The organism is Thauera sp. SWB20 (assembly GCF_000831325.1).
Lineage (GTDB): Bacteria > Pseudomonadota > Gammaproteobacteria > Burkholderiales > Rhodocyclaceae > Thauera > Thauera aminoaromatica.
In genome coordinates this window covers 918,265-931,845 of record NZ_JTDM01000021.1, presented here as the reverse complement: position 1 = coordinate 931,845, position 13,581 = coordinate 918,265, and the positions used below count along the sequence as shown (strand labels likewise).

13 protein-coding genes and 1 tRNA gene are annotated in these 13,581 nt (G+C 68.3%); 6 read left to right on the top strand and 8 right to left on the bottom strand.

All coding sequences use genetic code 11. The features are described 5' to 3' along the window. Positions 1-9: 9 nt before the first annotated feature. From PO78_RS21570 to PO78_RS21545, 6 genes are all read left to right on the top strand, one after another. Complete coding sequence (locus tag PO78_RS21570; protein ID WP_043746787.1) at positions 10-1,752, top strand: potassium/proton antiporter; 1,743 nt, start codon at positions 10-12, stop codon at positions 1,750-1,752. Positions 1,753-1,816: 64 nt separating this feature from the next. Then, positions 1,817-2,683 (top strand): bifunctional methylenetetrahydrofolate dehydrogenase/methenyltetrahydrofolate cyclohydrolase FolD, encoded by an 867-nt coding sequence (folD, locus tag PO78_RS21565; protein ID WP_043746784.1) that lies wholly within the window; start codon positions 1,817-1,819, stop codon positions 2,681-2,683. 66 nt (positions 2,684-2,749) lie between these two features. Further along, complete coding sequence (gene purE, locus PO78_RS21560) at positions 2,750-3,241, top strand: 5-(carboxyamino)imidazole ribonucleotide mutase (RefSeq protein WP_043746782.1); 492 nt, start codon at positions 2,750-2,752, stop codon at positions 3,239-3,241. A gap of 10 nt (positions 3,242-3,251) precedes the next feature. Next, positions 3,252-4,418 carry a 5-(carboxyamino)imidazole ribonucleotide synthase gene (locus PO78_RS21555; RefSeq protein ID WP_043746779.1) on the top strand — a complete coding sequence of 389 codons (1,167 nt, stop codon included), beginning with the start codon at positions 3,252-3,254 and terminating at the stop codon, positions 4,416-4,418. A 10-nt stretch (positions 4,419-4,428) separates the two neighbouring features. Then, positions 4,429-5,541 (top strand): L-threonylcarbamoyladenylate synthase, encoded by a 1,113-nt coding sequence (locus tag PO78_RS21550; RefSeq protein ID WP_043746776.1) that lies wholly within the window; start codon positions 4,429-4,431, stop codon positions 5,539-5,541. Between the two features lie 315 nt (positions 5,542-5,856). Further along, positions 5,857-5,932: transfer RNA gene (locus PO78_RS21545), tRNA-Ala, on the top strand. Between the two features lie 233 nt (positions 5,933-6,165). Here the strand turns inward: PO78_RS21545 and PO78_RS21540 are convergent. The 8 genes from PO78_RS21540 to PO78_RS21505 form a co-directional block, all read right to left on the bottom strand. Then, on the bottom strand, positions 6,166-6,618 hold the full coding sequence (locus PO78_RS21540) for a hypothetical protein (RefSeq protein ID WP_052484481.1): 453 nt from the start codon (positions 6,616-6,618) through the stop codon (positions 6,166-6,168). Further along, complete coding sequence (locus PO78_RS21535) at positions 6,615-7,916, bottom strand: recombinase family protein (RefSeq protein ID WP_197068817.1); 1,302 nt, start codon at positions 7,914-7,916, stop codon at positions 6,615-6,617. The genes PO78_RS21540 and PO78_RS21535 overlap by 4 nt, the downstream gene beginning before the upstream one ends. 35 nt (positions 7,917-7,951) lie before the next feature. Continuing rightward, the gene (locus PO78_RS21530; protein WP_043746769.1) at positions 7,952-8,410 is read right to left on the bottom strand and encodes a DUF2924 domain-containing protein; all 459 of its coding nucleotides are present in this window, start codon (positions 8,408-8,410) and stop codon (positions 7,952-7,954) included. Between the two features lie 4 nt (positions 8,411-8,414). Next, positions 8,415-8,663, bottom strand: coding sequence for a hypothetical protein (locus tag PO78_RS21525; RefSeq protein WP_043746766.1), 249 nt, complete (start codon positions 8,661-8,663; stop codon positions 8,415-8,417). 98 nt (positions 8,664-8,761) lie between these two features. Further along, complete coding sequence (locus PO78_RS21520; RefSeq protein ID WP_082047940.1) at positions 8,762-9,709, bottom strand: hypothetical protein; 948 nt, start codon at positions 9,707-9,709, stop codon at positions 8,762-8,764. Between the two features lie 270 nt (positions 9,710-9,979). After that, on the bottom strand, positions 9,980-12,982 hold the full coding sequence (locus PO78_RS21515; RefSeq protein ID WP_052484480.1) for a hypothetical protein: 3,003 nt from the start codon (positions 12,980-12,982) through the stop codon (positions 9,980-9,982). Beyond that, positions 12,979-13,233, bottom strand: a complete 255-nt coding sequence (locus tag PO78_RS23075) for a hypothetical protein (RefSeq protein ID WP_043746762.1) — start codon at positions 13,231-13,233, stop codon at positions 12,979-12,981. Before PO78_RS23075 ends, PO78_RS21515 begins: the two co-directional genes overlap by 4 nt. Further along, positions 13,230-13,421, bottom strand: coding sequence for a helix-turn-helix transcriptional regulator (locus PO78_RS21505; RefSeq protein ID WP_043746759.1), 192 nt, complete (start codon positions 13,419-13,421; stop codon positions 13,230-13,232). The genes PO78_RS23075 and PO78_RS21505 overlap by 4 nt, the downstream gene beginning before the upstream one ends. Between the last annotated feature and the right edge of the window lie 160 nt (positions 13,422-13,581).

Below are 13,581 nucleotides of genomic sequence, written 5' to 3'. Positions count from 1 at the left end.
CGCCTCCGCATGACCGGAATCAACGCGCTCTTCCTGCTCACCGGCCTGCTGCTGTTCATCAGCGTGCTTGCCAGCACCATCTCGGCCCGGCTCGGCCTGCCGCTGCTGCTGCTCTTTCTTGGGGTCGGCATGCTCGCCGGCGAGGACGGGCCGGGCGGCATCGTCTTCGAGGACTTCTTCATCGCCTCCCTCATCGGGCAGGCGGCACTCTCGGTCATCCTGCTCGACGGCGGCCTGCGCACCCGGGTGAGCAGCTTCCGCGTCGCGCTCAAGCCGGCGGCGGTGCTGGCCACCTGGGGGGTGATCGGCACCGCGGGCCTGCTCGGGCTCTTCGCCACCTGGATCCTCGATGTCGACTGGCGGCTCGGCATGCTGCTCGCCGCGATCGTCGGCTCCACCGATGCGGCGGCGGTGTTCGCGCTCCTGCGCAACAGCGGCGTGCGGCTCAACGAGCGCGTGCAGGCCACGCTCGAGATCGAGTCCGGCGCCAACGACCCGATGGCGATCCTGCTCGTCACCGCACTGGTGGGCATGCTGCTGCAGCCCGAGACTGCCAGCGTAGGCGGCTTCGTGTGGATGCTGACGAGCCAGCTCGGGCTCGGTGCCGTCCTCGGGCTCGCGGGCGGGTGGGTGCTGTCGCGGCTGATGGCGCGGCTGACGCTGCCCGACGGGCTGTACGCGCTGCTGATCCTGTCCGGCGGAACGCTCATCTTCGCCGCCACCAACCTCATGAGCGGCAGCGGCTTCCTCGCGGTGTATCTCGCCGGCGTGGTGGTCGGCAACCGTCGCAGCCACGCCACCGAGCATGTGTTGCGGGTCATGGACGGCCTGGCCTGGCTCGCCCAGGCCGGCATGTTCGTGGTGCTGGGGCTGCTGGTGACGCCATCGAAGATGCTCGACTACGCCACCGAGGCCTTCGCGATGGCGGTGTTCCTCACGCTGGTGGCGCGTCCGGTCGCGGTGGCGATCGGGCTGGCGCCTTTCCGCTATCCGCGTAATGAGCTGCTCTACGTGAGCTGGGTGGGGCTGCGCGGCGCAGTGCCGGTGACGCTGGCGATCGTGCCGGTGGTGATGGGCGTGCCCGATTCGCAGCTGCTGTTCAACGTCGCCTTCGCGGTCGTGCTGCTGTCGCTGCTGGTGCAGGGGGCGACGGTCCCGCTGGCGGCGCGTCGGCTGGGCGTTGAGGTGCCGCCGCGCGACGAGCCGCGCGACAAGCGCGAGGTCTGGGTGGGCGATGCGGCTGCGGTGGACATGCTCGAGTTCTGCGTCGAGGCCGGCGCCAAGGCCGAGGGGCGCCACCCCGACGAGCTCGGTGGCGACCACCCCGGCCACGATGTGCGCTGCGTGGCCCTGGTGCGCGCCGGCAGCCTGCACCGCCTGACCCCCGACACTCGCCTGCACCCCGGCGACTCGGTGTGGATGATCGCGCCCGACGAGATCTCCGAGCAGCTCGCCCGCAGCTTCGCCGGCAGCCGTGGCGAGCTCAACGCCAACGCCAGCTTCTTCGGCGAGTTCGTGGTCGATCCCGGCAGCCGCGCGAGCGACCTCGCCGACGCCTACGGGCTGCGCATCGAGGAGGCCGAGCGCGAGCTGGCGATGGGCGAACTGCTCGCTGTTCGCCTCGGCCGCCCGCCCGTGGTCGGCGACCGCGTCGACATCGGCGCCTTCGTGCTCACCGTGCGCGAGATGGGCGACAAGGGCCGCATCACCGCCCTCGGCCTCAAGTGCCCGGCGCTCGGCGCGGGGCGTTGAGCGCTGTGCGGGCCGCCGTCGCTGCGATGCTGTAAAATCCCTGGTTTTTTCGGGGGCTTGAAGGATGACCGCTCGCATCATCGACGGCAACGCGCTGTCCGCGCGCGTGCGCGGCGAAATCGCCGAACGTGCGGCTGCGCTCACGGCGCGTGGCGTGCAACCCTGCCTCGCGGTCATGCTGGTCGGCGCCGATCCGGCCTCGGCCGTCTATGTGCGCAACAAGGTCGCCGGCTGTGAGAAGGCCGGCATCCGCTCGCTGCGCTTCGACTACCCCGAGACCGCCACCCAGGCAGAGGTCATGGCCAAGCTGGCCGAGCTCAACGCCGACCCCTCGGTACATGGCATTCTGGTGCAACTGCCGCTGCCCAAGCATCTCGACGAGACCGCGGTGCTCGAGGCCATCGACCTCAAGAAGGACGTCGACGGTTTCCATGCCGAGAACGTCGGCCGCCTGTCGCAGTGCCGCGAGGCCTTTATCCCGTGCACGCCGCACGGTGTGATGAAGATGCTGGAGACCGCCGGCGTGCCGGTGCAGGGCGCCGAGGCGGTGGTCATCGGGCGCTCGAACATCGTCGGCAAGCCGATGGCCACGCTGCTGACCAACGCGGGCGCCACGGTCACCGTGTGCCACTCGAAGACCAAGGACCTCGCGTTCCACACCCGCCGCGCCGACATCCTGGTGGCGGCAATCGGCAAGCCGCGCTTCGTTACCGGCGACATGATCAAGCCGGGCGCCACCGTGATCGACGTCGGCATCAATCGCCTCCAGGACGGTCCCGACGCCGGCAAGCTGTGTGGCGACGTGGATTTCGAGTCGGCCAGGGAAGTGGCCGGCGCGATCACCCCGGTGCCGGGCGGCGTGGGGCCGATGACGATCACCATGCTGCTGGAAAACACGGTGATTTCCGCCGAACGCACGGCCGGGAAATAGGGGGCTGTCCCCTATTCACCCGCGAAGAATCGGGGTCTGTCCCCTATTTCCTTTCAGGATTGCGAGATGAGCGAAACCCAACCCATCGTCGGCATCATCATGGGCTCCAACTCCGACTGGCCCACGATGAAGGCCGCCGCGAAGATGCTGGAAGACTTCGGCGTGCCCTTCGAGGCCAAGGTCGTCTCCGCCCACCGCACGCCCGACCTGATGTTCGAATACGCCGAGGCCGCGCGCAGCCGCGGGCTCAAGGCGATCATCGCGGGCGCGGGCGGTGCGGCCCACCTGCCGGGCATGGTCGCGGCCAAGACCACGCTGCCGGTGCTGGGCGTGCCGGTGCAGTCGAAGGCGCTCTCGGGGCAGGATTCGCTGCTCTCGATCGTGCAGATGCCCAAGGGCATCCCGGTCGCCACCTTCGCCATCGGCGAGGCGGGCGCGGCCAACGCGGGCCTGTTCGCGGTGGCGCTGCTGGCCGTCGAGGACGTCGCGCTGGCGCAGAGACTCGCCGACTTCCGTGCCCGCCAGACCCAGGCGGTGCTCGACATGAGCCTGGATTGAGAGCCGCAGCATGATCCTCCCGCCAGCCACCCTCGGCATGCTCGGCGGCGGCCAGCTCGGTCGCTTTTTCGTTTCGGCCGCGCACGAGATGGGCTACAAGGTCTGGGTGCTCGACCCCGACCCGCACAGCCCCGCCGGCCTCGTCGCCGACCGCCACCTGGTCGCCGCCTACGACGACTACGTCGCCCTCGACACCCTGGGCAACGAATGCGCGGCGGTGACCACCGAGTTCGAGAACGTCCCCGCCGACACGCTCGACTACCTCGCCAAGTTCATCCCGGTGCATCCGGCGGCGGGCGCGGTCGCGGTGTGCCAGAACCGCATCGCCGAGAAGACCTTCCTCGCCGACAACGGCCTGCCGCATGGGCCGTTCGCGGTCATCCGCAGCGAGGACGACGTGCGCGCCGCCAATGCCGGGCTGTTCCCCGCCATCCTCAAGGTCGCGCGCTTCGGCTACGACGGCAAGGGCCAGGCCCGCGTCGCCGACCGCGACGCGGCGGTGGCCGCCTTCCAGCACTTCAAGGGCGAACCCTGCGTGCTGGAGAAGATGCTGGCGCTCGACTACGAAGTGTCGGTGGTGCTGGCGCGCGACGAGGCGGGCACGGTGCGCGCCTTCCCGGCCGGCGAGAACCGCCACCGCAACGGCATCCTGGATGTGACCATCGCGCCGGCGCGCGCGTCGGCCTTCCCCAGTGAGGGTACGCAACTGAGCGCGCAGGAGATCGCCGAGCGCATCGCCGGCAAGCTCGGCTACGTCGGCACGCTGGGGGTGGAGTTCTTCGTCTGCCGCGGCGAGCTGGTGGTGAACGAGATGGCCCCGCGCCCGCACAACAGCGGCCACCACACCATCGACGCCTGCGACGCCAGCCAGTACGAGCAGCAGGTGAGGGCGCTGTGCGGCCTGCCGCTGGCCACTCCGCGCCAGCATTCGGCGGCGGTGATGGTGAATCTGCTTGGCGAGCTGTGGTACGAGGATGGCAAGGGCCATGGTGCCTACCGCGAGCCCGACTGGTCGGTGCTGCACGCGGTGCCCGGCCTGCGCCTGCATCTCTACGGCAAGCACCACGCCCGCCCGGGGCGCAAGATGGGCCATTTCGTGGTGATCGGCGACGATGCCGCCGTGGTGCTCGAGCGCGCGCTCGCCGCGCGTGCCGCGATCGGCATCCGCGACGAGTGAGCGCCGGCCGATGAGTACCCCCGGGGCCGGACGGCGCGGCCGCATCGAATCCTCCACGCCCGCCGCGATCGCCGAGGCTGCTGCCCTGCTGCGTGCGGGCGAACTCGTCGGCATGCCGACCGAGACGGTCTACGGGCTGGCCGCCGACGCGCTCGACCCCGAGGCGGTGAAGAAGATCTTTGCCGCCAAGGGCCGTCCCGCCGACCACCCGCTGATCGTGCACCTGCCCTCGGTCGAGCACCTGCCGCAGTGGGCCGCCGCCATCCCCAAGGACGCGCTCGCGCTCGCGCGCGCCTTCTGGCCCGGCCCGCTGACGCTGATCCTGAAGCGCACACCCGACGTACCCGACGAAGTCACCGGCGGGCAGGACACGGTCGGCGTGCGCGTGCCCGCGCACCCGGTCGCGCTCGCCCTGCTGCGGGCCTTCGACGGCGGGCTGGCCGCGCCCAGCGCCAACCGCTTCGGCCGTATCAGCCCCACCACCGCCGCGCATGTGCATGAAGAACTCGGCGAGCGCGTGGCGATGATCCTCGACGGCGGTGCCTGCGCGGTCGGCATCGAATCCACCATCCTCGACTTCTCGCGCGACGTGCCGGAGATCCTGCGCCCGGGCGCGATCACGCCCGAGGACATCGCGCGCGTCATCGGCCGCCGGCCGCGGGTGCCGGGCGAGTCGGTCGCGGAAACCGCTTCCGCGCGGGCAGGGCAGTGCGGCGACGCATCCGGACTCGCGGAAGCCGCCGCCCCCAACGCCGCAGCCGATGCAGCGCAGCCCGCTCCGCGCGTCTCCGGCGCACTCGCCGCCCATTACGCCCCGCGCACCCCGCTGCGCCTGGTCGAGCCCGCGCTGCTCGCCGACGAGGCCGCCGCGCTGGCGGGTGAGGGCAGCCGCGTCGCAGTGCTCGCCCACTCCACCTCCGATCCGCGTGACGCCCGCCTGAGCTGGCGCAGCCTTCCGGCCGATCCCGCCGCCTACGCCCAGGGCCTGTACGCCAGCCTGCGCGCCCTCGACGGCGTCGGCGCCGACTTCATCCTGATCGAGGCGCTCCCCGGCGGCCCCGGCTGGCGCGCCGTCGCCGACCGCCTCGGCCGCGCCGCCGTCGGCTCCGGCGCAACTGACTAGCCCTGCCGCGCCCTCGCGCTACCTGCCCCGCAGGAGCGACGCAAGTCGCGATGACGGCCTCCGAGCCTTCGCCGACGCCTCATCACCGCCCCACCGCCGGATCGCGACTCGCGTCGCTCCTGCAAAGGGCACACGTAGGAGCGACGCAAGTCGCGATGACGGCCTCCGAGCCTTCACCGACGCCTCATCACCGCTCCACCGCCGGATCGCGACTCGCGTCGCTCCTGCAAAGGGCACACGTAGCCTCGAACGGCGCAAATGTGCGCAAGGCACTTCCCTTTCGCGCGGGGTCTCACTATAATGCGCGCTCTTTCAGGGCCGATAGCTCAGCTGGGAGAGCGCTGCGTTCGCAATGCAGAGGTCGGGAGTTCGATCCTCCTTCGGTCCACCATATTCAAGGGCTCGGATTTTCTCCGGGCCCTTTCCTTTTGGTGCGTCCCCCGCGTAGCGCGGGGTTCCGGCGATCCGTGCTGCGGGTGGTCGCCTGCCGAAACGCCTGCAACGGGCCCCTTTCTCGGCCAGCGCCGTCTCTTTTCTCCGTTTGTGCTGCGGGTAGGCGCAATGCGCGGTCTCTAAGAATCAAGGGCTTACGCGCGGAATTTCGTCGTCAACCAAGGCTAGCGGTCAGGCATCGAACCCTGCCAGCACCTCCCGCTGCGCCGTCCAGTCACGCGGCAGTGGGTTGTGCTGGAACCACAGCAGGCTCATGCACCGGGGCTGCTTTCCGGCCAGGATGGTCTGGATGATGGCGGGCTCCAGCAGCGTCAGTCGGAGCAGTTCGTTGACCGTGGAGTGGTGCAGGCCCTCGCGTTTGGCGATCTCATTGCCGCTGCCGAGCACGCCGTCGTCGAGTAGCTGCTGCCAGTAGAACGCCCGGGTCAGCGCCACCATCAGGGGCGCATCGTGCTGGGTGTCTGCCGTGCCCGGTGCAGTGACGTCTCCATCTGGGCGCACCACCACCTTGCGGGTGCCACGCTTGCGGATCTTCAACGGGATGAAGGTCGACAGCTTGATTTCCCCGCCATCTCGACGCTCGCGGGCGATCGGGGCACCCGTCGCCGTGATCCTGGGTTTCACAGGGACTCCTCCAGTTCCTGCAACTCGGCACCGATGGTTCCGGGCGCCAACTCGGCCGCCAATTCCGGCCAGCCCTGATCCCGCCAGAAGACTTCCAGGCCGCCGTCGGCGATCACCACGCGCTCGATGAGCAGTTGCGCCAGCCGGCACTGCTCGGCGGGGAACAACTGCGCCCACATCGTGGCCAGCCGGCGCATGGGCAGCACCACCTCGGCTTCGGACATCTCCGGGTGGGTTTCCCGAATCCGATCCCACACCGACTGCACCACGTGCGGCGCCGACAGTGCGGCAATGATCTGTTCGACGACCAGCGCCTCGATCGGTCCAGCGGGCAAGGAGCCATGTTGGCTGGCCCAAGAGCCGAACCGACGGTGCTTGACCGGGGTGTAGTAGCGATAGGTCTTGCCCCGCTTGACCGTGAAACTGGGCACCAACCGTTCGCCATCGGGCGTGAACAACAGTCCGCGCAGCAGCACCGGCTCGCGCATCCGGTCATTGGTTTCACGCCGCCGCTCGACGCCGTCAGTGGCGATCAGCGCATGCACCGCGTCCCACTGTGCCGGGGTGATGATGGCTGGGTGCTGGCCGGTGAAGCTCTGCCCCTTGTGGACGATCTCCCCGAGGTACACCCGGTTGTTCAGCATCTTGTAGATGGTCTGCTTGGTGAAGGACTTGCCACGCTTGGTCCCCACGCCTTCCGTGACGTAGGCCTTGACCATCAGCGTGGCCGAACGCATCGCGACGAAGTCGGCGAAGATGCGGCGCACCAAGGCCGCCTCGGTCTCGTTCACCACCAGCATCCGGTCGCGGACGTCGTAACCGAGTGGCAGCGGTCCGCCCATCCACATCCCCTTGGCCTTGCTCGCCGCGATCTTGTCCCGGATCCGCTCGCTGGTGACCTCGCGCTCGAACTGTGCGAAGGAGAGCAGGACGTTGAGCATCAGGCGGCCCATCGAGGTCGCCGAGTTGATCTGCTGGGTGACGGCGCTGAAGCTGACGCGGTGGCGATCGAAGACATCGACCATCCGCGCGAAATCGGCCAGCGAGCGACTGAGGCGGTCGATCTTGTAGACGACGATGATGTCGATCTTGCCCACTTGGATATCGGCCATCAGGCGACGCAGGGCGGGCCGCTCCATGTTGCCGCCGGAGTAACCGCCGTCGTCGTAGTCGTCGGTAACGGCAATCCAGCCCTCATGGCCCTGGCTCTTGATGAAGGCGTGGCCCGCTTCCTTCTGCGCATCGATGGAGTTGAAGGATTGGTCCAGTCGTTCGTCGCTGGAAACGCGGCAGTACACCGCGCAGCGCCTTGGTGGCACCTGCAGGGGCGCATTCATTGCTCACCCCCCTTGCCGTCGCGCAGGCCGAAGAACTTCGGCCCATTCCAACGCGTGCCCGTGATGTGGCGTGCCGCCGCCGACAGGCTCTTGAAGAGGTGACCATCGAGGGCGTAGAGCCCCTCCGGGGTGACCGTCACGCGGTATTCGCGCTCCTCCCATTCGCGGATCAGCGTCGTGCCGGGCATCAGCAGCGTCTGTGTGCCGCGCCCGACGTGGGTCTTGATCTTGGAGTGTTTGGCGCCGGCCTCGACCAGCATCTTGCGCACGTTGGTCGGCAGCGCCCCGTAGGCCTGTTCCTGGATGCGGTACGCCAGGCGCGACTCGACGTAGTTGCGATTGTGGTGGCTGGGCCGCCGCGGGAAGTGCTGGTCCCACAGTGCCCAGAGCTCCGTCATCCGCATGGAGGGCAGGGCTGCCAACTGCGCCGCGATGGTGTGTTGCGGATCCGTCATGATCTCAGTCCTCCCACACGGCGGTGCCGCCCAGCGTGATCCACAGGCGCTCCTCGTTGGCGGTTGCCATCTCGCGCGTGGCCACACCGCTGGCGCAGTGCGTGCCGGATTTGCCGGTGAACCAGTACGTGCGCCCGTCGTGCACCACGCGGTAGGGGCCGATGTGATCGAAGTCGGCTTGGATGGTCATCACGCCGCGGGGACGGTGGTTGGTGTCGGTGACCTGTACGCGCAGGGTTTGGTGGGTGCTCATTGCTTTCTCCAAGAGGGGTTTGCGGACCTCCATGAACGCGCTGTGCCGAGCAGAAGCCAAGTCAAAACCAGGCTCTGCCCGGCGGGCTCGGAACGCCGTCAGTTGTTGATCGTGACCACGGTCGCCGCAGCGAAAGGGATCTCCTGCGGGCGCTTGCTCGGGGGATTCGGATCGGGTGCGTAGATCGGGCGCTCGTCACTCGCAGCGCCGGGGTGATAGACGTACAGCACTCCGGGTGAAATGCCGTATTCCTTCAGGCGCTGCGAGATCTGCCGTGCTAGCGCATCGTCCAGTCCGTGGTACTGCCGGTTCAGCTCGGCCAGATCCGAGAACGCGAGCCCCTCGATCAGGTTGGGCAGCAGATCCCCCTGGTTGGGCTTGCCGATCAGGGTCATGTCGTAACCCGTGTTGCGGTCACCCTGAATGCTGTAATGGGCCAGACGCAGGGAGCCTTTCAGCGTCGACTCGACGGTCCTCATCTCCTGCCAGGCCTGAACGAAGGCACGTGCCGCCGTCAGCATCCGTTCTGCGCTGGGCTGGAATACGCGCTTCATCTCCTCGTGGATGAAGACCTCATCGACGTCGCGGGCCATCTCGGCGGCAAGGTCGACGATGTACTCCTCCAGGGCCTTCGCGCGTGCCGGTGCCTCCAGTACGAGTTGGGCAGCGGCCCGGCGCGCGGCCTGCTCAGCAGCGATCTTCTCTGCATGCTCTTGGTCGAACTGCGCCAAGGCCTCCCGGTCCCCCATGGCTTCGAGTACTTCGCGGCGTACCGACCAGATCAGATCCGGTTCGGGCTTGGGGTCCCAGCCATTGACGACGCGACGGGCGGCAATCAGCGCGTTGATCGCGGTTTGGTACTGCTGGTTGCGCGCTTGCAGTTGCTGCAGCATGGCCGCCAGCGCATCCAGATCTCGAATGTCGTCGGCGGGACTGGCTGGCACCGCTGGCACGTCTGGCACGGTCGGCGCGGGCGGTTCGATGGCCGGCGCGGCGGGCTTGGCCGACTTCTTGGAGGCGGTTTTGAGTTGAGAAATCAGGTTCATGATGGCTCCAGGGGGGTGAGGGTTCAGGCTTGCAAGTCAGCGGGGTAGCGCGGGTCGCCGGGGCGAACGGTCGTGCTGACCCAGATCTGCGGCCCGAACTGCTTCCTGATCGTGACGGGGGCGCCGGGACGTGGATTTAGAGCCCGGATGACGTGCCAACCGTCCGCCGCCGCCGATGGGGCGACGGCGGTGGCAGCCGGTTGCGGCGTCTCGGCCGCAGGCTGGGGGTTCAGCCCGAGGGCCTTGCTCCAGACGGGATGGAGGTTGTGATTAGTCACGCGGGTCTCCGTAGCGAATGCCGCGCTCTGCGCCTCGCGGCGTGGCGTTGGGGGTCAAGTCGGAAACGGGCCGGGCAGGCGTGCCGGCGCACGCATCGCCCATGCGCCGTGCGTTCGGACGCGCAGAACCCTCGGTCGTTGGGGCTGATGAATGGAGCGGGGGGTTTGGTGGCGTAGGGGGGGGTATTCCCCCTTGCTCTCTACATTTGGCAACTGCGAAATCGCTCGCGTAAGGCGTGGCAAACCCACCTTCTGCACCAAACCCCCCTACGGTCGGCTTCACCTGCCACTTCGAGACGCCGTGTGCGCGTCCACCCCGCTCGATGCGAAGCCCCTCGCAGATCCGCCCGGCCATGCGCTCGATCCAGCGCCCCAAGCGTCGCGAGTTGATGCGCCCGTGTTCGCCGGCGATCTCCATCAGCACGTCCTGCAGCCGCCCCCGGTCGCTGTCCGCGGGGATGCGGCCGCTGACCACCGGGTCGGTCGCGAGCGTGATCGCCTCAGCCACCGACTTCGGCTTGTCGCCGAAGAGGGCGTGCCAGCAACTCAGCAGGCTGCCGAGCTTGCGCGTCTCTGGATCCTCCTCGTAGGAGGAGTCGATGGCGTCGCACGGATCAGCAACATCGAGCAGTCCCGCCTGGCCCACCCAGAGCACCGTCTGGCGGACCAGGTCCGACCAGTCCTCGAAGCTGGCAGTGCGGTCGGGCGTGATCGGTGTGCCCGTGCTGAGATAGCCGCACACGAGGACCAGCGCGTGACGCACGAGCGTCTGGCGGTGCTCGCGTACATTGCGCTCCGGGTCGAGGGCAAAGGCGCGGCGGTAGGGCTTGTCGCTGTGCGGATCGATGCGACAGGCGAGCAGGCGGCGATTGAGGTCGCCGACCAGCGCAACGTTGTTGCCGGTGGCCAGAAACAGTCCGGTTGCCGGCACCGAGATCGTCACCGAGGCCCCCAGCACGCGGTCGCCGTACTCGCGTGCGGTCAGGTAGGCGCACAGCGCGGCGCTATCGAGTTGGCCGGCGATGTTGTCGAAGATGAGTGCCGGTTTGCCTTCGCGTAGCGCGGCCAACAGCCGCTTGCGCAGTTCTTCTTCCTCCAAGGTGGGGGGCATCAGCGAGGCCGGATCCGCGCCGGCCAGAATCGACAGGCAGGTCGCCAGCAGCGACTTGCCGCTGCCCGCGCTCGGTGCAGTAAAGAGAAACCCCGGCGCGGTCGGCAGCACCGCACGCAGCGTTGCAGTGAGCAGGGCTGCGAGCATCACCCCGCGATCGATCGGCCCGACGAACGGAAAGTCCTTGAACGGAAACCAGAGCGCGTCGATGGCTGCGCGCAGTTGCTCGACGCTCGGGTGCAAGGGGATCGCGGGCTGCTCGGGCTCGTTCAGGATCAGCAGCAGCCCGGTTTGTGGGTCATGACCGTCGCGATCGAGCACGCGGGCATCGAGGGTCAGGACCGGCGCGGTCAGCACCGCCCGCAGCTTGGGGAGCCCGTAGCTGCCGCGCATCGCCAGCACGCGCTTGGCCAGATCGAGCGGGCAGTCGACGGCGTACCAGTTGCGGGCTCGCTGGCTCAGCCGCTCGAAGTTGATCAGCGCGCTCAGATGCACGGTCAGCCATTCGGCGGTCACCGGATAGACCGCGCCGCGCGGACTCACGTGCACGAGCTCACCACCACGATCGAACACAGTACCGTCGAGCCGCATCAGGTCGAGCACGCTGCGCACCAATCGGTGCAACTCGCCGCCGACCAGGCGCAGGGTGCGCGCAGGGCGATGCAGGGTGTAGCGCGTGCCGCCGTGTGCGTGACTGTAGATATAGGGGCGACCGGCATTGCGCAGGTTGATCCACGCGATGCGCGCATCGTGCTGGTAATCGGGCTCCAGCGGATCGGCGCAGCGGCGGTTGTGATAGCGCTCCGGATCGTCGAGCATCGCACCGACACTGACGCGCTCGCCGTCATCGAGCACCAGATCGAAGTCCCCCATCAGGCGCTTGTCGCGCACCGCGCGCAGCAGGAGCTTGCGACCGCTCTCGGCATCCGCTTCCGGATGGCGGCTCTGCCAGCTCGTCAGACGCTCCTCGACCCAGGCTGCATGGGCAAGGCTCACTTCATTCTGAAGATCGGGCTCCTGTTCCAGGGTGCGCTTGAGCGCAGCGAGTTGGGCTTGCTCGGCCGCGCTGAGTTCGGCCAGGGTGGCGACCGTATCGATCGGCGATGCATCATCGTTGAAGATCACCGGATCACACAGGCGCTGCACCAGGGGCGGTTCGCACTGCGCACCGCCGCAGAAGTCCAGCCGTTCGGGTTGCCACACGGCTGCATCGACGACGGTGCGTTCGAGCAAGGCGCCCGAGCGCGAGACATCGAAGCGGCCGTGACCCGCGAGCCACAGTCGATCAACCAGCACTTGGCCAGCGCGGGGGATGTCGGTCGCGTCGGCGACGACGATGTAGAGGCGTTGACCCGTGATCCCGCGCAGGACTTCGCCCGTCTCGATGTTCTCGATGCACGACGACGCCGAAGGACGCCACAGGTGGGGCGCGAGTTGCAGTTGCGGCCACACGGCGTACAGGACCTCGCGCCACGCCTGCGGGGCGAGTGCTTCGCAGCCGGGGGCAGGGTCGTAATCGAGCATCATCAGGCCCGGGCTGGCAGGCCAGTCAAAGTGTTCGCGGGTGCGAGAGACGATCGGCTGCTCGCAAGGGCGATGGAGGAGATTCGGGTGATGGGCCTCGCGCTTGGGGACGATGCGAACGGTTGCGAATCGGGTGATGCCGAAAGCGGCGGCGTTGGCAGGGGTGAGTGCACTCAGGATCGAGGCGAACTCGGCCAGGCTCGTCATCGCCACTTGCCGCGCCCGTCCGCTGACCAACACGCCACCCGACTCACGGGTCAGCGTGCCGTCGGCGGCGAGGCGAAAGGCCTTCGAGAGCCGCCGCGGTTGCTGCGCGTGAAACACGGTGAAGCGGATCGGCTGTGCGCTCGGGACGTTCATGAGCACTCCTCGTCGGAGAGCCGCGCCTTGAACCAGTCGCCGGTAATCTGGATGCAGTAGTACTCGCGCCCTGGCCCGGAAGCGTTGCGATCGGGCACGATCCACAGTTTCTCGACGGGGTCGTAGGTCCAGGCGCCGACGCCAAAGAGCGCATCGAGGAACCGCGGCATACCCCCGTTGGCCAGCGCGCGTTGTACCTCGCGCTTGAAGTACCGTACGCGACGACGAGAGGGGGAGGCGGGGCCGCTCACGAACGGGGCTCCTGATGCTTCCGCACGACGAGCCCCTGGGCTTCACACGCCTGGACTGCTTCGAGCGGATACAGTACGCGGCCGACGACGCGCAGGAAGCGCGGTCCAGTCCCCCGGCGGCGCCAGCGCTCCAAGGTCTTCTCGCTGATCTGCCAGCGGGCCGCGAGCTGTTGCGGGGTGAGATGCATTGCTGTCCTCCTGAGGGCGGTGACCACTGATCGACCGGTCCCTCGATGGGGCTCGGCGATCCGTCGTGATGCTCATGGAGTGACAGTATGGGAGATTGAAAATCGAGGAAAAGGTCGCGTATTCAATGGATTGGTGCTGATGGGCGACCTTCTCCGCTGA